Genomic DNA, 23225 nt, shown 5'->3' on the forward strand with positions numbered 1-23225 from the left:
TCCCGTACCCCCGGCGCTGTCGCCCGGCTCCCGCCGGACGTCACCGTCCGCCCCATCAATCGGAGAATCAGCGTGCAGTTGGTAGTTGCGCGGATCGGCCGCGCCCACGGCATCAAGGGCGAAGTCACCGTCGAGGTCCGCACGGACGAGCCGGAGCTGCGACTCGGTCCGGGTGCCGTGCTCGCCACCGAGCCGGCGGCCGTGGGACCCCTTACGATCGAGACCGGCCGGGTGCACAGCGGCCGGCTGCTGCTCCGCTTCGCGGGCGTGAGCGACCGGACCGCGGCCGAGGCGCTGCGCAACACCCTGCTGATCGCCGACGTGGACCCCGAGGAACTCCCCGAGGACCCGGAGGAGTTCTACGACCACCAGCTGATGGACCTCGACGTGGTCCTGGTGGACGGTACCGAGATCGGCCGGATCATCGAGATCACCCACCTGCCCTCGCAGGACCTCTTCATCGTGGAGCGTCCGGACGGCAGCGAAGTGATGATCCCGTTCGTGGAGGAGATCGTCACCGAGATCGACCTGGAGGAGCAGCGGGCCGTCATCGACCCGCCGCCCGGTCTGATCGACGCGAGCGAGGCGGTCGTCGCGTCCTCGCGCGACGAGGAACCCGGGACCCGGGCCGAGGGTGCGGGGACCGGGAGCGACGGTGACTCCGGGACGGACGACGGCTCCGGGGCCGGTGCGGGGAGCAAGGCGTAATGCGTCTCGACGTCGTCACCATCTTCCCCGAGTACCTCGACCCGCTGAACGTCTCGCTCGTGGGCAAGGCCCGCGCCCGGGGCAGCCTCGACGTGCAGGTCCACGATCTGCGGGAGTGGACGTACGACCGGCACAACACCGTGGACGACACCCCTTACGGCGGCGGCCCCGGCATGGTCATGAAGACCGAGCCCTGGGGCGACGCCCTCGACCAGGTGCTCGCCGACGGCTACGAGGCCGGCGCGCACAGCCCCGTCATGGTCGTGCCCACGCCCAGCGGACGCCCCTTCACCCAGGAACTCGCGGTCGAACTCTCCGAGCGGCCCTGGCTGGTCTTCACCCCGGCGCGGTACGAGGGCATCGACCGCCGCGTGATGGAGGAGTACGCCACCCGCATGCCGGTCGTCGAGGTCTCCATCGGGGACTACGTCCTGGCCGGAGGGGAGGCGGCCGTGCTCGTCGTCACCGAGGCCGTGGCCCGCCTGCTGCCCGGCGTCCTCGGCAACGCCGAGTCGCACCGCGACGACTCCTTCGCCCCCGGGGCGATGGCCAACCTGCTGGAGGGCCCCGTCTACACCAAGCCCCCCGAGTGGCGCGGCCGGGTCATCCCCGACGTGCTGCTCACCGGCCACCACGGGAGGATCGCGCGGTGGCGGCGGGACCAGGCGTTCGCCCGAACCGCGCTGAACAGGCCCGATCTGATCGAGCGCTGCGCCGCGAGCGACTTCGACAAGAAGGATCGCGAGATCCTCTCCATCCTCGGCTGGGCGCCCGAGCCCGGCGGCCGATTTTGGCGCAGGCCTTCCCCCGTGGAAGAATGAGCAGCTGCTGTACGTCCGACGTGCGCCCCTGCCACAGGGGGAACGACGTCCGCCCGGCGTGATCAGCACTTCGATCTTCCTCACGATCTCCCGTCGATGACCTGTGGCATCGGCGAAGAAAGCAGACAAAATGGCTTCCCTGCTCGATGGCGTCAACGCCGCCTCCCTGCGTTCGGACCTCCCGGCGTTCCGCGCCGGTGACACCGTCAACGTCCACGTGCGCGTGATCGAGGGCAACCGCTCCCGTATCCAGCAGTTCAAGGGCATCGTCATCCGCCGCCAGGGCGCGGGCGTCAGCGAGACCTTCACGGTCCGCAAGGTCTCCTTCAGCGTCGGCGTCGAGCGCACCTTCCCGGTGCACAGCCCGATCTTCGAGAAGATCGAGCTCGTCACCCGCGGTGACGTCCGTCGCGCCAAGCTGTACTTCCTCCGTGAGCTGCGCGGCAAGGCCGCGAAGATCAAGGAGAAGCGCGACCGCTGAGCTGACACCGACGTCCACAGCGCGGCCGGATAAGCTTCGGCCGCGATGGACACGGAAGAACAGCACACGAAGCGCGATCGCTCCTCGGGACCTGCGAATGGTCCGGGGGCGCGGTCGCGCTTTTCGCGTTCCGGGGACTCCGGGGACTCCGGGGACGGGCCGGCCGAGCCAGGTGAGTCCCCTGCCTCCGGTGCGTCCGGTGAGCCGGGCCCCGACGACGGTGGGCGGACCGGACGCAGACCGGCGCTGCGGCGGGCGGCCCTGATCTGCGCCGCCCTGCCGGCCGCCGTCCTCCTCCTCGGCGCGTTCGTCGTACAGCCCTTCCTCATCCCGAGCGGCTCCATGGAGTCCACGCTGCGGGTGGGGGACCGGGTGCTCGTGAACAAGCTGGCCTACCGTTTCGGCTCCGGGCCGGAGAGGGGCGACGTGGTGGTCTTCGACGGCACCGGCTCCTTCGTCCCTGAGGCCGCCGGCCAGAGCCCCGTCGCCGGTCTGCTGCGCGGAGCCGCCGCGGTGCTCGGGCTGGCCGACCCCCCGGACACCGACTTCGTGAAGCGGGTCGTCGGGGTGGGCGGCGACCACGTGGCCTGCTGCGACCGCGCCGGCCGGCTGGAGGTGAACGGCACCCCCCTGGACGAGGAGTACCTGCACCGGGGAGACGCCCCGTCCAGGGTGCCGTTCGACATCGTCGTGCCCGACGGCACCCTCTGGATGATGGGCGATCACCGCGACCGCTCCAGCGACTCGCGCGACCACCTCGGCGAGCCCGGGGGCGGCATGGTGCCCGTGGACCAGGTGATCGGACGGGTGGACCGGATCGGCTGGCCCTGGAGCCGGACGGGAGTGCCGGCCGGTTCCGGCGGCGCGTTCGACGGCGTACCGGAGCCGGGTGACGCGCATGGGTAGCCGCGGCCGCGCGAGCCGCTCCGCCGCGGAGGATGCCTCCTGCCGCCCCGCCGACGCGGACGGGTCCGAGCCGCAGACCGGGACCGAGGGCGGCCGTACGGCACCGACCCGGGCCGAGCGGCGGAGGCTGGCGCGACGGGTCGTGCGACGGCGCCGCAGGTCCCGGGTGGTCGAGGTGCCCCTCCTGCTGGTGTTCGCGCTGCTGATCGCGCTGGTCCTCAAGACCTTCCTCGTGCAGGCTTTCGTGATCCCCTCGGGGTCGATGGAACAGACCATCAAGATCGGCGACAGGGTCCTGGTCGACAAGCTGACGCCGTGGTTCCACGCGGAGCCGCACCGGGGCGACGTGGTGGTCTTCAAGGACCCCGGGGGCTGGCTGGGGGAGAGCGGGACGGCGAGCACCAGCAGTGCGCCGGCCGGCGTCCGGCAGGGACAGGAGTTCCTCACCTTCATCGGACTGCTGCCCTCCGCCGATGAACAGGACTTGATCAAGCGCGTGGTCGGGGTCGGCGGGGACACCGTGAAGTGCTGCGGCAAGGACGGCCGGCTCACGGTCAACGGCGTCGCCGTCGACGAGCCCTATCTGAACCTTGGGGATGTGCCATCGGCCATCCAATTCGAGGTAAAGGTTCCCGAGGGCCGGATCTTCGTCATGGGCGACCACCGGTCCAATTCCGCCGACTCCCGCTACCACCTGGGCAACGGCTTCGACGGCACTGTGCCGCTGTCGGACGTCGTGGGGCGCGCCGTGGTCATCGCCTGGCCGCTGGGGAGCTGGGCCTCGCTGGGGCAGCGCGACGCGTTCGCCGGGGTCCCGGACGCGGCGGCGGGAGCGTCGGCCGCTTCCGGCGTCTCGCATAGTGTGTCCCACCAGGATCCCTACGGAATGATCCCGCTCCCGACCCCTGCGGAACTCCCGCTCGTTATGGGAGTGATGGGCCTGCGTCGCATCCGGCGTGGGCGGTGGCACGGAGTGAGGAGTGGATGTGGGGGATTTGGCGGTCGGCGCACGATCCGGACACGACGAACCCGAGGACCGGCCCGGACGGACCGGGGATCCGTCGGAGACGGGGGCGCACCGGACGGGGGATGACGACACTCCCGACGGTGCCGCCGGAGGCCCCAAACAGCGCTCCTTCTGGAAGGAGCTCCCGCTCCTCATCGGCATCGCGCTCGTCCTGGCACTGCTGATCAAGACCTTCCTGGTCCAGGCGTTCTCGATTCCCTCGGACTCCATGCAGGACACGCTCCAGCGCGGCGACCGGGTGCTGGTGGACAAGCTCACCCCGTGGTTCGGCTCCGAACCGGAACGCGGTGAGGTCGTCGTCTTCCACGACCCGGGTGGCTGGCTGGAGGGCACGACCACCCCCGATCCGAACGTCGCGCAGAAGTTCCTCAGCTTCATCGGGCTCATGCCGTCCGCCGAGGAGAAGGACCTGATCAAGCGGGTCATCGCGGTGGGCGGCGACACGGTGGAGTGCAAGCAGAACGGCCCCGTCACGGTGAACGGGAAGGCGCTGGACGAGAAGTCCTTCATCTACCCGGGCAACACTCCCTGCGACGACAAGCCGTTCGGCCCGATCAAGGTTCCGGACGGCCGGATCTGGGTCATGGGCGACCACCGCCAGAACTCCCTGGACTCCCGCTACCACCAGAACCTCCCCGGCCAGGGCACCGTCTCCGTCGACGACGTCGTCGGCCGGGCCGTGCTGGTGGCCTGGCCCGTCAACCGCTGGGCGACGCTGCCGGTGCCCGGCACCTTCGACCAGTCCGGCCTGAACGCCGCCGCGGCGGCCGCTCCGGCCGCGCTCGGAGTGGCCGGAGCGCTTCCGCTGGTCTTCTGGCGTCGCAGGAGGCTGACCCCCGGGCGTACCGACGGGTAGTGTGCCGACTCGGATCAGCGATTGTCGATCTCCGATGGGGGACGCTGGGATGAGTGGAACAGGACGTACGGGAGACGGCCGCGGCCGGCTCGGCAGTGTGCTGTCGGGTCTGGTCGTGGCCGTCGGCTGTGTGCTCTTCCTCGGCGGGTTCGCCTGGGCCGCGCTGGTGTACCGGCCGTACACCGTGCCGACCGGATCGATGTCCCCGACCGTGGAGACCGGGTCCAAGGTGCTGGCACAGCGGATATCGGGCGACGAGGTGCGGCGCGGCGACGTCGTGGTCTTCACGGACACGGTGTGGAGCACCTCCCCGATGGTCAAACGTGTCATCGGGATCGGGGGTGACACCGTCGTCTGCTGCGACGCGAAGGGCCGGCTCACCGTCAACGACGTGCCGATCGAGGAGCCGTATCTGAAGCCGGCGGTGGGCGCCTCCGGCGGCCTCGGGGACTCCGCTGCTTCCGGGACCTCCGGAGGTGCCGGGGAGAGCGACGGCTCCGGCGGTTCCGCCCCGGCGGCCCTGACGGAATTCAGCGCGAAGGTCCCCGAGGGGGAACTCTTCCTGCTCGGCGACAACCGCGCTATCTCCCTGGACTCCCGCGTCCACCTCACGGAGGAGGGACAGGGCTCGGTGCCCCGCGACACGGTCGAAGCACGGGTCGACGCCGTGGCCTGGCCGTCCGGCGGCATGCTCGACCGGCCGGAGGGGTTCGCCGGGCTTCCCGGCGGCATCTCGTCCCCGGGGCCGCTGCCGTTCCAGCTCGGAGCCGTGGTGCTGGGCGTGATCCTGATCCTGGGCGGCTGCGCCTACGGGCCGATCGCCGCGTGGGCCCGGCGCGGCAGGTCCGCGAAGGCGGTGGCGGGTGCCCGCTGAGATCCGGACGGTCGCACGGGTCGTCCTCCTCGACCCGCAGGACCGGATTCTGCTGATGCACGGCTTCGAACCCGAGGATCCCGCGAAGACCTGGTGGTTCACACCGGGCGGCGGACTGGAGGGCGACGAGAGCCACGAGCAGGCCGCCCGCCGCGAGCTGGCCGAGGAGACCGGCATCACGGACGTGGAGCTCGGCCCGGTCCTCTGGAAGCGCAGGTGCTCCTTTCCCTTCGACGGCCGCCGGTGGGAACAGGACGAGTGGTATTTTCTCGCGCGCACGGAACGGACCGCCACCGACCTGGGGGGTCTGACCGAGTTGGAGCGCCGCAGCGTCACAGGTCTCAGGTGGTGGACTTCCGCCGAACTGCGGGCGACCCGTGAGACGGTGTATCCGACCAAGCTCGCCGAACTGCTGCGCACGCTGCTCGACGAGGGTTCTCCGAGCGTTCCGCAGATTCTCGCCCCCGAAATCGCCTGAACGTCCGGGGGCGTCACCGGCTGCAGCACAATGGGGGAACGCACGGCTGAAGGGGACGCATGCCATGAGCGCCGAGGACCTCGAAAAGTACGAGACCGAGATGGAGCTGAAGCTCTACCGGGAGTACCGCGACGTCGTCGGTCTGTTCAAATACGTGATCGAGACCGAACGTCGCTTCTACCTCACCAACGACTACGAGATGCAGGTCCACTCGGTCCAGGGGGAGGTGTTCTTCGAAGTGTCCATGGCGGATGCCTGGGTCTGGGACATGTACCGGCCGGCGAGATTCGTCAAGCAGGTGCGTGTGCTGACCTTCAAGGACGTGAACATCGAAGAGCTCAACAAGAGCGATCTCGAACTTCCGGGCGGCTGACCGCCCCTCGGTGAGAAGTGGGGAGCTCGCGCCGGGGCGTATGGCGGATCGTTTCCCCGGCTCGTCAATCCGGGCCACCCGGTCATCCTCAGGGGTGGCCGGGTTTTCCACATCCGGGGAGTTGTCCACCAAGATCCACAAGGATCGGCCGGCCCGCGCAGAGTCGGTGCCGGAGGTGGTGCCGGATGAAGAACGCACGGGGAGCACTCGGGCGGTACGGCGAGGAGTTGGCGGCGCGGTTGCTGACCGACGCGGGCATGGCCGTGGTGGAGCGCAACTGGCGCTGCCGGGCCGGAGAGATCGACATCGTCGCGCGCGACGGTGACGCCCTCGTCGTCTGCGAGGTGAAGACCCGCAGATCGGTGGAGTACCAGCACCCGATGGCGGCCGTCACCCCGGTCAAGGCGGAACGGCTGCGGCGGCTCGCGGAGTTGTGGCTCGACGCGCACGGGGGACCGCCGCCGGGCGGCGTGCGTATCGACCTCGTCGGGGTGATCGTGCCCCGACGCGGCGGTCCGGTCGCCGAACACGCGCGGGGGGTGGCCTGAGATGGGCTTCGCACGAGCCTGTTCCGTCGCCCTGGTCGGCGTGGAGGGCGTGGTGGTGGAGGTCCAGGCGGACCTGGAACCAGGAGTGGCGGCCTTCACGCTGGTCGGCCTGCCGGACAAGAGCCTGGTCGAGAGCAGGGACCGGGTCCGGGCGGCCGTCGTCAACTCCGGTGCCGAGTGGCCGCAGAAGAAGCTCACGGTCGGTCTCTCCCCGGCCTCCGTACCGAAATCCGGTTCGGGGTTCGATCTCGCCGTGGCGTGCGCCGTGCTCGGCGCCGCCGAGCGGATCGACCCGGCCCAGATCGCGGACGTCGTCATGATCGGGGAGCTGGGCCTGGACGGACAGGTGCGCCCGGTCCGCGGAGTGCTGCCCGCGGTGCTCGCCGCCGCCGAAGCCGGATACCGCCACGTCGTGGTCCCCGAGCAGACCGCCGGCGAGGCGGCGCTGGTGCCGGGCGTCTCGGTTCTGGGCGTACGGAGTCTCCGTCAGCTGATCGCGATCCTCAGCGACGAACCGGTGCCCGACGAGCCGGCCGGCCAGCAGAGCCGGCCGGACACCCTGCTCGCCGGACTGATGGTGCCCGGGTCCGGATTCGGCGCGGGACTCGCCCCGGCCGGAGGCCCGGGCGGGGCGTACCGCAAGGACCTGAGCGACGTCGCCGGCCAGAGCCGGCCGCGCAAAGCCCTGGAGATCGCCGCGGCGGGAGGTCATCATCTGCTGCTCTCCGGGCCCCCGGGTGCCGGGAAGACGATGCTGGCCGAGCGGCTGCCGGGCATCCTGCCGCCGCTGACCCGGCGGGAAGCCCTGGAGGTGACGGCGGTGCACTCGGTCGCCGGAATCCTCCCCCCGGGCGAACCGCTGGTGAGTGCCGCGCCTTACTGCGCTCCGCACCACTCGGCCACCATGCAGTCGCTCATCGGCGGCGGCAACGGACTGCCGAAACCCGGGGCCGTCTCCCTGGCCCACCGAGGAATCCTCTTCTTGGACGAGGCCCCCGAATTCTCGGTCAGGGCCCTCGACGCCCTGCGCCAGCCACTGGAGTCCGGTCACGTGGTGGTGGCCCGCGCGGCAGGGGTGGTCAGACTGCCGGCGCGCTTCCTGATGGCGCTGGCGGCGAATCCGTGCCCCTGCGGCCGGCACAGCCTCGGCGGAGCCGGCTGCGAGTGCCCGCCCTCGGTGATCCGCCGCTACCAGGCCCGGCTGTCCGGACCCTTGCTGGACCGGGTGGACCTGAGGGTCGAGGTGGAGCCCGTCACCCGCGCGGACCTCGTGGACGGCGGTGGCAGGGGCGAGCCGACCGTAGTCGTCGCCGACCGGGTGCGGGAGGCCCGTGCCCGCGCGGCCGGGCGACTGGCCGGCACACCGTGGACCACCAACAGCGAGGTACCGGGCCACGAGCTGCGGACCAGGCTGCTCGCGGCTCCCGGGGCGCTGATGGCCGCCGAGCGGGACATGGAGCGGGGTGCCCTGACGGCGCGAGGTCTCGACCGGGTGCTACGGGTGGCCTGGACCGTCGCGGACCTGCGCGGCGCGGACCGCCCGGACGCCTCGGACGTGGCCGTCGCCCTCGAGTTGCGTACCGGCGTCCAGCGGGGAGTGCCCATGACGGCGAGGGCCTCGTGAGCGGGGCGCGGTGGGAGTCGCTGCCGGGGGAGCCTCTGCCGCAGGATCTTCCGCCGCAGGTGCCCCGGGGCCTTCGGGCTCGGGACCTTCTGCCCCCGGACCTTCTGCTCCAGGACCGGGAGGAGTCCGGGGGCGCGCCGCCGGGGAGGCCCGATGCCGAGCGGCTGGCGCGCGTCGCGCTCACCAGGATCGTCGAACCCGGCGACGAGCGGGCGGGCCGGTGGCTGCGTACGCACGGTCCCGCAGAGGTGCTGCGGCGCCTGACGGCGTACGACGGGTCGCCTCAGACGCTGCCCGGGATGACGGCGGCCCGGCTCGCCGGTTACCGGATGCGGGCCGCCGTGGCGGACCCGGAAGGGGACTTGGAGGCCGTGGCCCGGGCCGGAGGGCGGTTCGTCGTCCCGGGCGACCCGGAGTGGCCCGGTCAGCTGGACGACCTCGGCGACGCCCGTCCTGTGGGGCTGTGGATCCGGGGCGCTCCGGACCTGCGGCTCTGGGCGCTGCGCTCGGTCGCGGTGGTCGGGGCGCGGGCCTGTACCCCGTACGGCGCCCACATGGCCGCGACGTTGGGCGCCGGGCTCGCGGAGCGGGGGTGGGTGGTGGTCTCCGGCGCCGCCTTCGGAGTGGACGGTGCGGCACACCGGGGAGCGCTGGCCGCCGGCGGTGCGACGGTCGCGGTCCTGGCGTGCGGGGTGGACGTCCCCTACCCGCGCGGGCACGCGGAGCTGATCGGCCGGATCGCTCAGGAGGGCCTGCTGGTGGGCGAACTGCCCCCGGGCACCCATCCGACCCGCAGCAGGTTCATCCTCCGGAACCGGGTGATCGCCGCGCTGACCAGGGGCACGGTCGTCGTGGAGGCCGAATACCGCAGCGGGTCCCTGGTGACCGCGCGGGGAGCCCAGCGGCTCGGCCGCTTCACCATGGGAGTACCGGGCCCCGCGACCAGCGGACTGTCGGCCGGTGTCCATGAACTGCTGCGCGGCGAAGGCGTACTGGTCACCGACGCGGCCGAAGTGGCCGAACTGGTCGGAGAGATCGGCGACCTCGCCCCGGTCCGGCGCGGGACCGTCCTCCCCCGGGACCTGCTCGGCCCGGTGTCCGCCGCGGTGCTGGACGCGCTGCCCCGCGGCGGGACCGCGGGAGTACGCGATGTCGCCCGGTCCGCGGGGACTTCGGCCGACGAGGCACTCGCGCGGCTGTACGAACTGCACTCGCTGGGGTTCGTCGAACGGGACGGCGACACCTGGCGACCGGTGGCCGGGCCGAGACCCGACGAGGACGCCCGGCGAGGCGGTACTTGACCTGGGGCATTCGGGTGAAAAGGTAAGCGGGGTGACCTCGGGGGTTCGTGCGGCGCCACTCCCGGGGCCGACGCGTACGGTGTCGGCCCCGGTCGTCCGGTACGCCCGGCGACGGGAGCGCGCGCGGCACCAGCGCGCTCCAGCCACCCCCTTCGGACGCGCAACGCGACGGCCCAGTCACGCTACGCTCACAGGTCTCCGCTCCCCACAAGTCCTCAGTACTTCACGGCAGAACGGCTCAAGGCACCACATGCCCCAGCACACCTCCGGGTCTGACCGCGCGGCAGTACCACCCGCTGCGCGTGGCACTGTGCGGCCCTCCGCCCCCTCCTCCCTCGAAGAGTTGTGGCGCAGTTACAAGTCCACGGGAGACGAGCGGCTGCGGGAGCAGCTGATCCTGCACTACTCACCGCTCGTCAAGTACGTCGCGGGCCGGGTCAGCGTGGGGCTCCCGTCCAACGTGGAGCAGGCTGACTTCGTGTCCTCCGGCGTGTTCGGACTGATCGACGCCATCGAGAAGTTCGACATCGAGCGGGCCATCAAGTTCGAGACGTACGCGATCACCCGCATCCGGGGCGCGATGATCGACGAACTCCGGGCGCTGGACTGGATCCCGCGCTCCGTACGCCAGAAGGCGCGCAACGTCGAGCGCGCCTACGCGACGCTCGAAGCGCAGTTGCGGCGTACGCCGTCGGAGTCCGAGGTCGCCGCCGAGATGGGGATCGCGCTAGAAGAACTGCACGCGGTTTTCAGCCAGTTGTCACTGGCGAACGTGGTGGCCCTGGAAGAGCTGCTGCACGTCGGCGGTGAGGGCGGCAACCGGCTCAGCCTGATGGACACGCTGGAGGACACTGCCGCCGACGATCCGGTGGAGGTCGCCGAGGGCCGCGAACTCAGACGGCTCCTCGCCCGTGCCATCAACACCCTCCCGGACCGGGAGAAGACCGTGGTCACCCTCTACTACTACGAGGGGCTCACCCTCGCCGAGATCGGCAACGTCCTCGGCGTTACCGAGAGCCGGGTCAGCCAGATCCACACCAAGTCGGTCCTCCAGCTGCGCGCGAAACTGGCCGACGCGGGCCGCTGAGCGGCCCTCACCCACCGCTCGGGCACGTCGCGGGCGGCCCCTGCGCCGTACAGTGGAGCGGTGCCCAGGATTCGAGCGGCCTCCGTGGCCGAGCACCGGACCATGCAGCGCGGCGCCCTCCTGGACGCCGCGCGCTCCCTGCTGTCCGAGGGCGGGACGGAAGCGTTGACCTTCCCCGCGCTCGCGGAACGCACGGGCCTCGCCAGGTCGTCGGTGTACGAGTACTTCCGTTCCCGTGCCGCCGTCGTCGAGGAACTCTGCGCCGTCGACTTCCCCGTGTGGGCGGCCGAGGTCGAGAACGCCATGGCGCGGGCCGGAACGCCCGAGGAGAAGGTCGAGGCGTACGTCCGCAAGCAGCTGGAACTCGTGCAGGACCGGCGCCACCGTGCTGTGGTCGCCATCTCCGCCGGCGAACTCGACGCCGGGGCCCGCGAGAAGATCAGGGCCGCGCACGGCGGGCTGATCACCATGATCGTGGAGGCCCTGGGCGATCTCGGGCACTCCCAGCCGAGGCTCGCGGCGATGCTGCTCCAGGGCTCCGTCGACGCGGCGGCGCGCCGGATCGAGCTGGTCGTGGCCGAGGAGCCGGGCGTGATCGCCGAGACCGCCGTCGCCATGATCCTGCGGGGCGTACGGGGCTGACACCCCTGCCCCGCCCGGGCTCAGGGAGCTTCCTCCGGCAGCGGGACGCCCGACACCGGCAGCAGCCGTGACGGGCCCCGCGTCAGCAGGGCGGGCGGCAGCAGCGTGAGCGGGTCGACGTAGACGTCGCCGCGCCGCACACCCCAGTGGAGGCACCCCGCCGCGCAGTGCGAGGAGCCCGGCTCCGTCACCGCGACCGGCGCGCCCGCCCGGACCTCGTCGCCGACCCGTACCAGGGGGCGAACGGGTTCGTACGTGGTGCGCAGCGGTGGGTTGCCGCTCTCCGCCAGCTCGACGGTGAGGACCCCGCGCCCCGCGACCCGGCCCGCGAAGGCGACGCGGCCCGCCGCGACCGCGCGGACCCGGGTGCCTGCGGGCGCGGCGAGGTCGACGCCCCGGTGGCCGGGCGCGTACGGGCCGGCCGGCGGCTCCCACCCCCGTACGACCACCGGCCGGCCCGCCAGCGGCCAGCTCCGTGCCCCCGAGGCACCGCCTGCTCCGGCCGGGAGCGCAGGAGCTTCCGTTCCGGACGGGATCCCCGCCGGTACCGGAACCCGAACCGGAACGCGAACCGGAACCCGAACCGGAACCCGAACCGGCACCCCGCCCGGCGCGGGCACCGAAGCGCCGGCCGGAGCCGGGGGACAGAGGAGCAGAAGCACGAGAGCGAGTAGGCGCACGGGAATCCGTACGGCGGCGGGAGCCGGGAGGGGCCGGGCCGCCCCCGGCGCCAGGGGCCGGAGCCATGGCCGTACCCGTACCCCTACCCGTACCCGTACCCGTACCCGGGGAGGGAGCCGTGGCGGGTGGATGGTGTGGGTGGTCGCTTGTGTCCGCTGCATGCCGGAACCCTCCCCCGGCGCTGGTCGGCCCGGGGATCTTGGGCCCCGCCTGTGGAGTACTCGCCGGTTGTGGACAACGCCGTCACCCTGCACTCGGAGGGTCCCGTACACTTCTTGTGGCGACCTGGGCGACCGGGTCGACTTCGCACGCCCCGCCACCTCCCTCTCAGCGGACGGTGGCCGCGCCTCTCGGTCCTTCGTGGCACGGCGCGTGGGGCGTCAGGCGCGACTGCAAACCTGCGGTCGCGGAACCGAGTACCTCAAGGAGAACGGCCATGGCCGTCGTCACGATGCGGGAGCTGCTGGAAAGCGGCGTCCACTTCGGTCACCAGACCCGTCGCTGGAACCCGAAGATGAAGCGCTTCATCTTCACCGAGCGCAACGGCATCTACATCATCGACCTGCTCCAGTCGCTGTCGTACATCGACCGCGCCTACGAGTTCGTCAAGGAGACCGTCGCGCACGGCGGCTCCATCATGTTCGTGGGTACGAAGAAGCAGGCCCAGGAGGCCATCGCCGAGCAGGCGACGCGCGTCGGCATGCCGTACGTCAACCAGCGTTGGCTCGGTGGCATGCTCACCAACTTCTCCACCGTCTACAAGCGCCTTCAGCGTCTGAAGGAGCTCGAGCTCATCGACTTCGAGGACGTGGCCGCCTCCGGCCTCACCAAGAAGGAGCTCCTGGTCCTCTCCCGCGAGAAGGCCAAGCTGGAGAAGACCCTCGGTGGTATCCGCGAGATGCAGAAGGTGCCCAGCGCCGTCTGGATCGTCGACACCAAGAAGGAGCACATCGCCGTCGGTGAGGCGCGCAAGCTCCACATCCCGGTCGTCGCGATCCTCGACACCAACTGCGACCCCGACGAGGTCGACTACAAGATCCCGGGCAACGACGACGCGATCCGCTCCGTCACCCTGCTCACCCGCGTGATCGCCGACGCCGTCGCCGAGGGCCTCATCGCCCGTTCCGGTGCTGCCAAGGGCGACTCGAAGCCGGGCGAGAAGGCCGCCGGCGAGCCCCTCGCCGAGTGGGAGCGCGACCTGCTCGAGGGCGACAAGAAGGACGACGCAGAGGCCACCGAGGTCCAGGCCTCCGCCGAGACCGAGAAGGCCGCGGACGCCGAGCCGGCCGAGGCCGCCGCTGAGACCGCCGAGGTCGAGGCCGCCGCTGAGACCGCCGAGGTCGAGGCTGCCGCCGAGACCGAGCAGGCCTGACACCTCCGTCACGGCTGACTGACGGCGGGGGCGGGTGCCATGCGCACCGCCCCCGCCGTTCACCCGTAGATCTTCAGACTTCGAGAGAGAAACACAGACTCATGGCGAACTACACCGCCGCTGACGTCAAGAAGCTCCGCGAGCTCACCGGCGCCGGCATGATGGACTGCAAGAAGGCCCTCGACGAGTCCGACGGCAGCGTCGACAAGGCCGTCGAGGCCCTCCGCATCAAGGGCCAGAAGGGCGTCGCCAAGCGCGAAGGCCGTTCGGCCGAGAACGGCGCGGTCGTCTCGCTCATCTCCGACGACCAGACCTCCGGCGTTCTGCTCGAGCTGAAGTGCGAGACCGACTTCGTCGCCAAGAGCGAGAAGTTCCAGGCCGTCGCCAACACGCTCGCCGCGCACGTCGCCGCGACCTCCCCGGCCGACCTGGAGGCGCTGCTCGCCTCCGAGATCGAGGCCGGCAAGACCGTCCAGGCGTTCGTGGACGAGGCCAACGCCAACCTCGGCGAGAAGATCGTCCTGGACCGCTTCGCGCAGTTCACCGGCGGTTACGTGGCTGCGTACATGCACCGCACGATGCCCGACCTCCCGCCGCAGGTCGGCGTGCTCGTCGAGCTGGACAAGCCGGACGCCCAGGTCGCCAAGGACGTCGCGCAGCACATCGCCGCGTTCGCGCCGAAGTACCTGAGCCGCGACGAGGTCCCGGCCGAGACGGTCGAGAACGAGCGTCGTGTCGCCGAGGCCACCTCGCGCGAGGAGGGCAAGCCCGAGGCCGCCCTCCCGAAGATCGTCGAGGGTCGCGTCAACGGCTTCTTCAAGGACGTCGTCGTCGTGGAGCAGTCCTTCGCCAAGGACGCCAAGAAGTCGGTCCAGAAGGTTCTCGACGAGGCCGGTGTCTCCCTGAAGCGCTTCACGCGTATCAAGGTCGGCATCTGAGTCCCGTCCGCGAATGCGGTGGACCCGGGATAGGGTCTGATGCAGTCGTCGGCCGCACACCTGCCGAGCGACCGCAGATCTGACGAGGAGGCCATTGCCGCTGAGGGACACCAGACCCACCGGCAATGGCCTTCTTCGTATGTGCACGAGGAGAATTTCCATGGACAAGGGCGCGGACGCCAAACAGGTTGACCACAAGCGCGACGAGAAGGTGCCCGGACGCTTCATGCTGAAGCTGTCCGGCGAAGCGTTCGCCGGTGGTGGCGGACTCGGGGTCGACCCCGACATCGTGCACGCCATCGCCCGCGAGATCGCCGCGGTGGTGCGCGACGGCGCGGAGATCGCCGTCGTCATCGGCGGCGGCAACTTCTTCCGCGGCGCCGAGCTCCAGCAGCGCGGCATGGACCGGGCCCGGTCCGACTACATGGGCATGCTCGGCACCGTGATGAACTGCCTGGCACTCCAGGACTTCCTGGAGAAGGAGGGCATCGACTCGCGCGTACAGACCGCCATCACCATGGGCCAGGTCGCCGAGCCGTACATTCCCCTCCGTGCCGTGCGGCATCTGGAGAAGGGACGCGTCGTGATCTTCGGCGCCGGCATGGGCATGCCGTACTTCTCCACCGACACCACCGCGGCCCAGCGTGCCCTGGAGATCGACGCCGAGGCGCTCCTGATGGGCAAGAACGGGGTCGACGGGGTCTACGACTCCGACCCGAAGACCAACCCCGGTGCGGTGAAGTTCGACGCGCTGGAGTACAGCGAGGTGCTCGCCCGCGACCTGAAGGTCGCCGACGCCACCGCGATCACACTCTGTCGCGACAACCGGCTCCCGATCCTGGTCTTCGAACTGACCACCGCAGGCAATATCGCTCGCGCGGTCAACGGTGAGAAGATCGGCACGCTCGTGAGTGACGAGAGCACCCGGGCCTGACGGCCCACGGATGGACAACGGCCTGCCGGTCGGACACCGTGCAGGTGAGGACGTGACGCAGGACCCGCAGGTCCCGGTGATGACGATGCCGGGCCCACTCAAGACACGCAGGAGCACAGGGTGATCGAAGAAATCCTCCTCGAAGCCGAGGAGAAGATGGAGAAGGCCGTCGTCGTGGCGAAAGAGGACTTCGCCGCCATCCGCACCGGCCGCGCGCACCCGGCGATGTTCAACAAGATCGTCGCCGACTACTACGGCGCGCTGACCCCGATCAACCAGCTGGCCTCGTTCTCGGTACCCGAGCCGCGCATGGCCGTGGTGACGCCGTTCGACAAGACCGCGCTGCGCAACGTCGAGCAGGCGATCCGCGACTCCGACCTGGGCGTCAACCCCAGCAACGACGGCAATATCATCCGAGTGGTCTTCCCGGAGCTCACCCAGGACCGCCGCAAGGAGTACATCAAGGTCGCCAAGACCAAGGCAGAGGACTCCAAGATCTCGATCCGCTCCATCCGCCGCAAGGCGAAGGAGGCGCTCGACAAGCTCGTCAAGGACAAGGAGTCCGGCGAGGACGAGGTGCGCCGTGCGGAGAAGGAGCTCGACGACACCACCGCGAAGTACGTCACGCAGGTGGACGAGCTGCTGAAGCACAAGGAAGCCGAGCTGCTCGAAGTCTGATGAACGACTCTTCCCTGGGTGCCCCGCAGGGTGCCGGCTACTGGGGCACGTCCGAGATCGCGGCCGCTCCGGCGGGTCCTGCCCACGATGCGCACGGCGCCCAGCAGACTCGGCCCATGCCCATCGTGCCGGACACTCCCGACGCAGGTAGAGACGACGCAGACGACCACGACGGCCGGGACGGGGACGCCACGCACATCAGTGGCCCCCTGTTCCGCGACGAGGTGCCGCAGGCGCCCGCATCTGCCCCGTCGGCGCCCGTACCCGCCCCGCAGCCTCCGCAGAAGAAGCGGGCGGGGCGTGACCTGCGGGCCGCCATAGGGGTCGGCGTGGGCCTCGGTGCCGTCGTGATCGCCTCGCTGTTCGTCGTGAAGGCCGTCTTCGTCGGTGTCGTCGTCGTCGCCGTCGTGGTCGGCCTCTGGGAACTCACCTCCCGGCTGGACGAGCGGAAGTCGATCAGGGCTCCGCTCATCCCGCTCGCGGTCGGCGGCGCGGCCATGGTCGTGGCCGGCTACGTCTGGGGCGCCGAAGGTGCCTGGATCGCGATGGCGCTCACCTCGCTGGCCGTACTCGTCTGGCGGATGACCGCGAAGCCGGAGGGGTACCTCCGGGACGTCACCGCGGGTGTCTTCGCCACCTTTTACGTGCCGTTCCTGGCGACGTTCGTGGCGCTGATGCTGGCCGCGGACGACGGAGCCTGGCGGGTACTCACGTTCCTGCTGCTGACGGTGATCAGCGACACCGGCGCGTACGCGGTCGGCTGGCGCTTCGGCAAGCACAAGCTCGCTCCGCGCATCAGCCCCGGAAAGACACGTGAGGGGCTCTTCGGGGCCATCGCCTTCGCGATGGTGGGCGGCGCGCTGTGCGTGCAGTTCCTGATCGACGACGGTTCCTGGTGGCAGGGGCTCCTGCTGGGGCTCGCGGTCGCCGCCAGCGCCACCCTCGGCGACCTCGGCGAATCCATGATCAAGCGGGACCTCGGCATCAAGGACATGGGCACGCTGCTGCCCGGTCACGGCGGGATCATGGACCGGCTGGACTCGCTCCTGCCGACCGCTCCGGTCGTCTGGTTGCTGCTGGTGCTGTTCGTCGGCAGCGGCTGAGGCTGAGCCTGAGGCCCCGAGGTCCTCAGGCGATACGTTCCGGCGGCGGCGTACGGGCTGTACTCCGTCGGCTGGAGCCCTTCCGCACACCCCGTTCCACCTGTGTCTTCAAGCACCGGGGGCCCGCCGTCCACAGGACGGCGGGCCCTTCCCGTTGCGTCCCTGTCGCCCTTGGGGCAAGTGGGCAATGCCCACTTGCCCCAAGGGGACGACCTCCTCACAGGAAGTGAGAAGGCAGTGTTCCGGGTCTCCTGTCCGGGAGCGGGAAGGCGGCCCGGGGCAGAGTCGGTGTCTCATCCGGCCAGGTGTTCCCTCCGGCCAGGCGCACCTGACCTGCGAGGCTGCAGGGAACCGGGCCGTGTGGGGGCCGTGCAGGGGTCGTCGGGGCCTCTGACGCCCACGAGCGACGACTTGGTTCGCCCGGTCGTCACGGGTCCTGAACTGCGTGACGACCGGGGGGACCTTCGCGTGTCTGCGACACTGGAAGAACCATGCCTAAGCCCGGAGAACTCACCTTTGTCGCGCCCCGCGGAGCCAAGAGGCCCCCGCGGCACCTCGCCGACCTCACGCCCGCCGAGCGCAAGGAGGCAGTCGCCGCGACCGGCGAGAAGCCCTTCCGTGCGCAGCAGCTCTCGCAGCACTACTTCGCGCGGTACGCGCACGACCCGTCGGAGTGGACGAACATTCCGGCCGGGTCGCGGGAGAAGCTCGCCGAAGCGCTCTTCCCGGACCTCATGTCCGTGGTCCGGCACATCAGCTGCGACGACGACACCACCCGCAAGACGCTCTGGAAGCTGCACGACGGAACCCTCGTGGAGTCCGTCCTGATGCGCTACCCCGAGCGCGTGACGATGTGTATCTCGTCACAGGCCGGCTGTGGGATGAACTGCCCGTTCTGCGCCACCGGACAGGCCGGTCTGGACCGGAACCTCTCCACCGCCGAGATCGTCCACCAGATCGTGGACGGCATGCGGGCGCTGCGCGACGGCGAGGTGCCGGGCGGGCCCGCGCGCCTCTCCAACATCGTCTTCATGGGGATGGGGGAGCCGCTCGCCAACTACAACCGCGTCGTCGGCGCCATCCGCCGGCTGACCGACCCCGAGCCGGACGGCCTGGGCCTCTCCCAGCGCGGTATCACCGTCTCCACCGTGGGCCTGGTGCCCGCGATGCTGCGCTTCGCGGACGAGGGCTTCAAGTGCCGGCTCGCCGTCTCGCTGCACGCCCCGGACGACGAGCTCCGCGACACCCTCGTCCCGGTGAACACGCGCTGGAACGTCCGCGAGGTGCTCGACGCCGCGTGGGAGTACGCCGAGAAGTCCGGCCGCCGGATCTCCATCGAGTACGCCCTGATCCGCGACATCAACGACCAGGCGTGGCGGGGCGACCGGCTCGGCCGACTGCTCAAGGGCAAGCGGGTGCACGTCAACCTGATCCCGCTCAACCCGACGCCCGGCTCGAAGTGGACCGCCTCCCGTCCCGAGGACGAGAAGGCGTTCGTGGAGGCCATCGCGGCCCACGGCGTACCCGTCACGGTCCGCGACACCCGCGGCCAGGAGATCGACGGCGCCTGCGGGCAGCTGGCGGCCTCCGAGCGCTGAGTCCGTGTCGTGGGGCATTTACCGCGGTCAGGCCGTTGCTGACGGTCTGACCGGGGAGAGCCCCCGCACAGGGTCCGTGTAGCCTGGCCCCGCGTTCATCAACTTCATATTCCGACAGGGGAGCGCCACAGCGCTGAGAGTGCGGCACCGGTGAACGGATGGCCGCAGACCCTCTGAACCTCGCCCGGGTCATTCCGGGTAGGAAGTTCGGACCTTACTCAAGCTGTTGCGCCCTGCCCGCTTCCGGTGTCCACCGGCGCGTGCGGGGCCGCGTCTCTTCCTGGTCACCTCCAGGAGGAATCACATGAACACCACGACGAAGTACGCGGCGACCGCGCTCGCCGCCGCACTCGGCGTCACCGTGCTCGCCGGGTGCGGAAGCTCCGACGACACGTTCGGCTCGGGCACCTCCAAGGGCTCCAAGACCGTCACCCTGGTCAGCCACGACTCCTTCACCGCGTCGAAGGACGTGCTCGAGGAGTTCACGAAGGAGACCGGCTACACGGTCAAGGTCCTCAAGAGCGGCGACGCCGGCGCGGCCCTCAACCAGGAGATCCTCACCAAGGGCTCCCCGCGCGGCGACGTCTTCTTCGGCGTCGACAACACGCTGCTCTCCCGCGCCCTCGACCAGGGCATCTTCACCCCGTACGAGGCGAAGGGGCTGGGCAGGGTCGCGGCCGACACCCGGCTCGACGCCGAGCACCGGGTCACCCCGGTCGACACCGGCGACATCTGCGTCAACTACGACAAGAAGTACTTCGCCGACAAGAAGCTGGACCCGCCGAGCTCCTTCGCGGACCTGCTGAAGCCCGCGTACAAGAACCTCCTGGTCACCGAGAACGCCGCCACCTCCTCGCCCGGCCTCGGCTTCCTCCTCGGCACCATCGCCGACTCCGGGGAGGACGGCTACCAGGACTACTGGAAGAAGCTGAAGGCCAACGGCGTGAAGGTCGTCGACGGCTGGGAGCAGGCGTACAACGAGGAGTTCTCGGGATCGGCCGGCGGCAAGAAGGCGCATGCCGACCGCCCGCTCGTCGTCAGTTACGCCTCCAGCCCGCCGGCCGAGGTGTACTACGCCGACCCGCAGCCCACCGAAGCCCCCACCGGTGTCGCCACCTCGACCTGCTTCCGCCAGATCGAGTTCGCCGGCCTGCTGGACGGGGCGAAGAACGAGGCGGGCGGCAAGGCGCTGCTGGACTTCCTGATCAGCAAGACCTTCCAGGAGGACATGCCGCTCCAGATGTTCGTCGACCCGGTGGTCGAGGACACGAAGCTGCCGGAGGTCTACACCAAGTTCGGCGCCACCGTGGACAAGCCCTTCACCGTGGCCCCGGCGAAGATCGCCACCCACCGTGAGCAGTGGGTCCGGACGTGGACCTCGCTCGTCGTGAAGTGATGAAGGCCTGAGTGTCGAAGACCATGGGCCCCGCCGCGCGCCGCCGTACCGCAGGCGGCGCGCGCTCGTTGGCGACGCGGCTCGGCCTGATGGCCGTGCCCGTCGCGTTTTTCGCACTGTTCTTCGCGTACCCGGTCGCCGCGATCGTGGCCCGGGGGCTGAAGACCGAGGACGGCTGGCAGTTCGCGCGCTTCGGCGAGGTCCTCGGCCGCGCGGACCTGCTGGACGTCCTCTGGTTCACCACCTGGCAGGCGTTCGCGTCCACCGCGCTGACCCTGCTGATCGCCCTCCCCGGCGCCTACGTCTTCGCCCGCCTCGACTTCCCCGGCAAGCAGCTGCTGCGGGCCGTCGTCACCGTGCCGTTCGTCCTGCCGACCGTCGTCGTCGGTACGGCCTTCCTCGCTCTGCTCGGCCGCGGCGGACTGCTCGACGAGCTGTGGGGCGTACGCCTCGACACCACCGTCTGGGCGATCCTGCTGGCCCACGTCTTCTTCAACTACGCCGTGGTCGTCCGGACCGTCGGCGGCCTCTGGTCGCAGCTCGACCCCCGCCAGGAGGAGGCCGCCCGGGTGCTCGGCGCGGGCAGGTTCGCCGCCTGGCGCCGGGTGACCCTGCCGGCGCTCGCCCCCGCCGTGGCCGCCGCCGCCCTGATGGTCTTCCTCTTCACGTTCACCTCGTTCGGTGTCGTGCAGATCCTCGGCGGCCCCGCGTACTCCACGCTGGAGGTGGAGATCTACCGGCAGACCGCGCAACTGCTCGATCTGCCCACCGCGGCGGTGCTGACCCTCGTCCAGTTCGTGGCCGTCGGCGCCATCCTGGCCGTGCACGCGCGGACCGTACGCCGCCGGGAGACCGCACTGCGCCTCGTGGATCCGGCGCAGACCTCCCACCGCCCGCGCGGAGCCGGTCAGTGGACCCTCCTCGGCGCTCTCCTGCTGACCGTGCTCCTGCTGATCCTGCTGCCGCTCGGCGTGCTCGTGGAGCGGTCCTTCGACCAGCCCGGCGGACACGGATTCGCCTACTACCGGGCCCTTGGCTCCGCGGAGGCGAGCGGCTCGACCTTCCTGGTCGCCCCGCTGGAGGCGATCGGGAACTCCCTCCAGTACGCCCTCGCCGCCACCGGCATTTCGCTCGTCGTCGGAGGGCTCGCCGCCGCCGCGCTCACCCGACGGGCCGGACGGCTGGTCCGGGGCTTCGACGCGCTCCTCATGCTGCCGCTCGGCGTCTCCGCGGTGACCGTGGGCTTCGGCTTCCTCATCACGCTGGACGAACCCCCGCTCGACCTGCGCACCTCGTGGATCCTGGTGCCGCTCGCCCAGGCGCTGGTGGGCGTCCCCTTCGTCGTACGCACCATGCTGCCGGTCCTGCGGGCGGTGGACGCCCGGCTGCGGGAGGCGGCGGCGGTCCTCGGAGCCTCGCCGCTGCGGGCCTGGCGGGAGGTCGACCTCCCGCTGGTGCGCCGGGCGCTGCTGGTCGCCGCCGGCTTCGCCTTCGCCGTCTCGCTCGGCGAGTTCGGCGCCACCGTCTTCATCGCCCGACCCGACCGCCCCACCCTGCCGGTCGCTGTCGCGCGCCTGCTGGGCCGCTCGGGGGAGCTCAACTACGGCCAGGCGATGGCCCTCAGCACCATACTGATGCTGGTGTGCGCCGTCTCCCTGCTGCTCCTCGAACACATCCGTACCGACCGATCCGGGGAGTTCTGACCATGCTGGAGCTGGAGTCGGCCACGGTCCGTTTCGGCGGCCGGGCGGTGCTGGACGCGGTGGATCTCTCGGTCGCCGACCACGAGATCGTCTGCGTGCTCGGCCCGAGCGGCAGCGGGAAGTCCACCCTGCTGCGCGTCGTCGCCGGGCTCCAGCCGCTGGACGGCGGACGGGTGTTCCTCGACGGCGCCGACCAGGCGGACGTCCCGGTGCACCGGCGCGGTCTCGGGCTGATGTTCCAGGACCACCAGCTCTTCCCGCACCGGGACGTGGCCGCCAACGTCGCCTTCGGGCTGCGGATGCGCGGGGTGGACCGTGCCGCCCAGCGTCACAGGGTCACCGAACTCCTCGAACTGGTGGGCCTCTCCGGGGCGGGCCCCCGGGCCGTCGCGGGACTGTCCGGCGGTGAGCAGCAACGCGTGGCGCTCGCCCGTGCCCTCGCGCCCAGCCCCAGGCTGCTGATGCTGGACGAACCGCTCGGCCAGCTCGACCGGGGACTGCGCGAGCGTCTCGTCGTCGAACTCCGCTCGATCTTCACCGACCTGGGCACGACGGTGCTCGCCGTCACCCACGACCAGGGCGAGGCCTTCGCGCTCGCCGACCGGGTCGTGGTGATGCGGGACGGCCGGATCGCCCAGGCGGGCACCCCGCTGGAGGTCTGGCAACGCCCCGCATCGGCCTTCGTCGCCCGCTTCCTCGGGTTCGACAACGTGGTCGCGGCGACGGTCACCGGCACGATCGCCCGTACCCCGTGGGGCGAGGTGCCCGTACCGGCGGGATCGCCGCAGGGCCGCTGCGACCTGCTGGTACGACCCGCGGGCGTGCGGATGGGCGCTGCCGGGAACGGCCTGCGGTGCACGGCCGGAGCCCGCACGTTCCGGGGCGACCGGGTCGCCGTACGGCTGACTCCGGAGCACGGTCCGGTCGTGGAGGCCGAGTGCGCGCTCGCCGACACCCCGGCCGAGGGGGCGGTCGTGGGAGTCACCTTCGACGCGGCGGGCACGGTCGTCCTGGCGGCCGGAGCGGAGTCCTGACCGACGTGGTCCCGCTCGGTCTCCGGCGTGCCGCGCACCGGTTCCCGGACGAGCGGTCCGTC

24 protein-coding genes and 1 riboswitch are annotated in these 23225 nt (G+C 70.9%); of the genes, 23 read left to right on the forward strand and 1 reads right to left on the reverse strand.

All coding sequences use genetic code 11. The features are described 5' to 3' along the window. The first annotated feature begins 72 nt into the window (after positions 1-72). From rimM to ACFYPN_RS21505, 14 genes are all read left to right on the forward strand, one after another. Positions 73-708 carry a ribosome maturation factor RimM gene (gene rimM, locus ACFYPN_RS21440; protein WP_358756648.1) on the forward strand — a complete coding sequence of 212 codons (636 nt, stop codon included), beginning with the start codon at positions 73-75 and terminating at the stop codon, positions 706-708. Continuing rightward, the gene (gene trmD, locus ACFYPN_RS21445) at positions 708-1529 is read left to right on the forward strand and encodes a tRNA (guanosine(37)-N1)-methyltransferase TrmD (protein WP_358756650.1); all 822 of its coding nucleotides are present in this window, start codon (positions 708-710) and stop codon (positions 1527-1529) included. Before rimM ends, trmD begins: the two co-directional genes overlap by 1 nt. Before the next feature lie 130 nt (positions 1530-1659). Further along, entirely contained in the window at positions 1660-2010 is a 351-nt protein-coding gene (gene rplS / locus ACFYPN_RS21450; protein ID WP_266709644.1) for a 50S ribosomal protein L19, read from the forward strand. 45 nt (positions 2011-2055) lie between these two features. Next, positions 2056-2916, forward strand: a complete 861-nt coding sequence (lepB, locus tag ACFYPN_RS21455) for a signal peptidase I (protein ID WP_389300145.1) — start codon at positions 2056-2058, stop codon at positions 2914-2916. Then, positions 2909-4009 carry a signal peptidase I gene (lepB, locus tag ACFYPN_RS21460; protein ID WP_389300148.1) on the forward strand — a complete coding sequence of 367 codons (1101 nt, stop codon included), beginning with the start codon at positions 2909-2911 and terminating at the stop codon, positions 4007-4009. The genes lepB (ACFYPN_RS21455) and lepB (ACFYPN_RS21460) overlap by 8 nt, the downstream gene beginning before the upstream one ends. Then, positions 3912-4799 (forward strand): signal peptidase I, encoded by an 888-nt coding sequence (lepB, locus tag ACFYPN_RS21465; protein ID WP_358756810.1) that lies wholly within the window; start codon positions 3912-3914, stop codon positions 4797-4799. The genes lepB (ACFYPN_RS21460) and lepB (ACFYPN_RS21465) overlap by 98 nt, the downstream gene beginning before the upstream one ends. 49 nt (positions 4800-4848) lie before the next feature. Further along, entirely contained in the window at positions 4849-5673 is an 825-nt protein-coding gene (gene lepB / locus ACFYPN_RS21470; RefSeq protein ID WP_358756656.1) for a signal peptidase I, read from the forward strand. Continuing rightward, a complete protein-coding gene (locus tag ACFYPN_RS21475; RefSeq protein WP_358756658.1) occupies positions 5663-6151 on the forward strand; it encodes an NUDIX hydrolase in 489 nt (162 codons plus the stop codon). The genes lepB (ACFYPN_RS21470) and ACFYPN_RS21475 overlap by 11 nt, the downstream gene beginning before the upstream one ends. A 64-nt stretch (positions 6152-6215) precedes the next feature. Beyond that, a complete protein-coding gene (locus tag ACFYPN_RS21480; RefSeq protein WP_003965949.1) occupies positions 6216-6524 on the forward strand; it encodes a DUF2469 domain-containing protein in 309 nt (102 codons plus the stop codon). 185 nt (positions 6525-6709) lie between these two features. Continuing rightward, complete coding sequence (locus ACFYPN_RS21485) at positions 6710-7072, forward strand: YraN family protein (RefSeq protein ID WP_358756660.1); 363 nt, start codon at positions 6710-6712, stop codon at positions 7070-7072. 1 nt (position 7073) lies between these two features. After that, on the forward strand, positions 7074-8696 hold the full coding sequence (locus ACFYPN_RS21490) for a YifB family Mg chelatase-like AAA ATPase (RefSeq protein ID WP_389300152.1): 1623 nt from the start codon (positions 7074-7076) through the stop codon (positions 8694-8696). Between the two features lie 104 nt (positions 8697-8800). Beyond that, the gene (dprA, locus tag ACFYPN_RS21495; protein ID WP_389300263.1) at positions 8801-9997 is read left to right on the forward strand and encodes a DNA-processing protein DprA; all 1197 of its coding nucleotides are present in this window, start codon (positions 8801-8803) and stop codon (positions 9995-9997) included. A gap of 250 nt (positions 9998-10247) precedes the next feature. Then, on the forward strand, positions 10248-11084 hold the full coding sequence (gene whiG / locus ACFYPN_RS21500; RefSeq protein ID WP_266709661.1) for an RNA polymerase sigma factor WhiG: 837 nt from the start codon (positions 10248-10250) through the stop codon (positions 11082-11084). An 84-nt stretch (positions 11085-11168) separates the two neighbouring features. Continuing rightward, complete coding sequence (locus tag ACFYPN_RS21505) at positions 11169-11726, forward strand: helix-turn-helix domain-containing protein (protein WP_358756813.1); 558 nt, start codon at positions 11169-11171, stop codon at positions 11724-11726. Between the two features lie 20 nt (positions 11727-11746). Here ACFYPN_RS21505 and ACFYPN_RS21510 read toward each other — a convergent pair whose 3' ends face one another. Continuing rightward, positions 11747-12175, reverse strand: a complete 429-nt coding sequence (locus ACFYPN_RS21510; protein WP_358756664.1) for a M23 family metallopeptidase — start codon at positions 12173-12175, stop codon at positions 11747-11749. Between the two features lie 668 nt (positions 12176-12843). On the opposite strand from ACFYPN_RS21510, the gene rpsB reads away from it, so the two are divergent. The 9 genes from rpsB (at position 12844) to ACFYPN_RS21555 (ending at position 23163) form a co-directional block, all read left to right on the forward strand. Continuing rightward, positions 12844-13779, forward strand: a complete 936-nt coding sequence (gene rpsB / locus ACFYPN_RS21515) for a 30S ribosomal protein S2 (protein ID WP_358756665.1) — start codon at positions 12844-12846, stop codon at positions 13777-13779. Between the two features lie 101 nt (positions 13780-13880). Continuing rightward, on the forward strand, positions 13881-14717 hold the full coding sequence (tsf, locus tag ACFYPN_RS21520; protein WP_358756667.1) for a translation elongation factor Ts: 837 nt from the start codon (positions 13881-13883) through the stop codon (positions 14715-14717). A gap of 160 nt (positions 14718-14877) precedes the next feature. Then, entirely contained in the window at positions 14878-15651 is a 774-nt protein-coding gene (pyrH, locus tag ACFYPN_RS21525) for a UMP kinase (RefSeq protein WP_358756668.1), read from the forward strand. A 120-nt stretch (positions 15652-15771) separates the two neighbouring features. After that, a complete protein-coding gene (gene frr / locus ACFYPN_RS21530; protein ID WP_275495954.1) occupies positions 15772-16329 on the forward strand; it encodes a ribosome recycling factor in 558 nt (185 codons plus the stop codon). Further along, complete coding sequence (locus ACFYPN_RS21535; RefSeq protein ID WP_358756671.1) at positions 16329-17432, forward strand: phosphatidate cytidylyltransferase; 1104 nt, start codon at positions 16329-16331, stop codon at positions 17430-17432. Before frr ends, ACFYPN_RS21535 begins: the two co-directional genes overlap by 1 nt. 491 nt (positions 17433-17923) lie before the next feature. Further along, positions 17924-19030: a 23S rRNA (adenine(2503)-C(2))-methyltransferase RlmN gene (rlmN, locus tag ACFYPN_RS21540; protein WP_389300158.1), complete on the forward strand. Its 1107-nt coding sequence runs from the start codon at positions 17924-17926 to the stop codon at positions 19028-19030. 106 nt (positions 19031-19136) lie between these two features. Beyond that, positions 19137-19253: riboswitch (TPP riboswitch) on the forward strand. An 81-nt stretch (positions 19254-19334) separates the two neighbouring features. Next, on the forward strand, positions 19335-20426 hold the full coding sequence (locus tag ACFYPN_RS21545) for a thiamine ABC transporter substrate binding subunit (protein ID WP_389300161.1): 1092 nt from the start codon (positions 19335-19337) through the stop codon (positions 20424-20426). Between the two features lie 89 nt (positions 20427-20515). Continuing rightward, positions 20516-22129: an ABC transporter permease gene (locus tag ACFYPN_RS21550; protein ID WP_389300266.1), complete on the forward strand. Its 1614-nt coding sequence runs from the start codon at positions 20516-20518 to the stop codon at positions 22127-22129. 2 nt (positions 22130-22131) lie between these two features. Continuing rightward, positions 22132-23163: an ABC transporter ATP-binding protein gene (locus ACFYPN_RS21555; RefSeq protein WP_389300164.1), complete on the forward strand. Its 1032-nt coding sequence runs from the start codon at positions 22132-22134 to the stop codon at positions 23161-23163. Positions 23164-23225: the final 62 nt, after the last annotated feature.

The sequence above is a fragment of the Streptomyces sp. NPDC005576 genome (assembly GCF_042871745.1).
Lineage (GTDB): Bacteria > Actinomycetota > Actinomycetes > Streptomycetales > Streptomycetaceae > Streptomyces.

Coding starts and splice junctions, on each gene's coding strand:
- whiG (WP_266709661.1), top strand. CDS start 10,248: ATGCCCCAGCACACCTCCGGGTCTGACCGCGCGGCAGTACCACCCGCT.
- rpsB (WP_358756665.1), top strand. CDS start 12,844: ATGGCCGTCGTCACGATGCGGGAGCTGCTGGAAAGCGGCGTCCACTTC.
- ACFYPN_RS21535 (WP_358756671.1), top strand. CDS start 16,329: ATGAACGACTCTTCCCTGGGTGCCCCGCAGGGTGCCGGCTACTGGGGC.
- tsf (WP_358756667.1), top strand. CDS start 13,881: ATGGCGAACTACACCGCCGCTGACGTCAAGAAGCTCCGCGAGCTCACC.
- ACFYPN_RS21555 (WP_389300164.1), top strand. CDS start 22,132: ATGCTGGAGCTGGAGTCGGCCACGGTCCGTTTCGGCGGCCGGGCGGTG.
- ACFYPN_RS21490 (WP_389300152.1), top strand. CDS start 7,074: ATGGGCTTCGCACGAGCCTGTTCCGTCGCCCTGGTCGGCGTGGAGGGC.
- lepB (WP_389300148.1), top strand. CDS start 2,909: ATGGGTAGCCGCGGCCGCGCGAGCCGCTCCGCCGCGGAGGATGCCTCC.
- lepB (WP_389300145.1), top strand. CDS start 2,056: ATGGACACGGAAGAACAGCACACGAAGCGCGATCGCTCCTCGGGACCT.
- trmD (WP_358756650.1), top strand. CDS start 708: ATGCGTCTCGACGTCGTCACCATCTTCCCCGAGTACCTCGACCCGCTG.
- ACFYPN_RS21480 (WP_003965949.1), top strand. CDS start 6,216: ATGAGCGCCGAGGACCTCGAAAAGTACGAGACCGAGATGGAGCTGAAG.
- rplS (WP_266709644.1), top strand. CDS start 1,660: ATGGCTTCCCTGCTCGATGGCGTCAACGCCGCCTCCCTGCGTTCGGAC.
- ACFYPN_RS21550 (WP_389300266.1), top strand. CDS start 20,516: ATGGCCGTGCCCGTCGCGTTTTTCGCACTGTTCTTCGCGTACCCGGTC.
- lepB (WP_358756656.1), top strand. CDS start 4,849: ATGAGTGGAACAGGACGTACGGGAGACGGCCGCGGCCGGCTCGGCAGT.
- ACFYPN_RS21485 (WP_358756660.1), top strand. CDS start 6,710: ATGAAGAACGCACGGGGAGCACTCGGGCGGTACGGCGAGGAGTTGGCG.
- rlmN (WP_389300158.1), top strand. CDS start 17,924: ATGCCTAAGCCCGGAGAACTCACCTTTGTCGCGCCCCGCGGAGCCAAG.
- ACFYPN_RS21545 (WP_389300161.1), top strand. CDS start 19,335: ATGAACACCACGACGAAGTACGCGGCGACCGCGCTCGCCGCCGCACTC.
- pyrH (WP_358756668.1), top strand. CDS start 14,878: ATGGACAAGGGCGCGGACGCCAAACAGGTTGACCACAAGCGCGACGAG.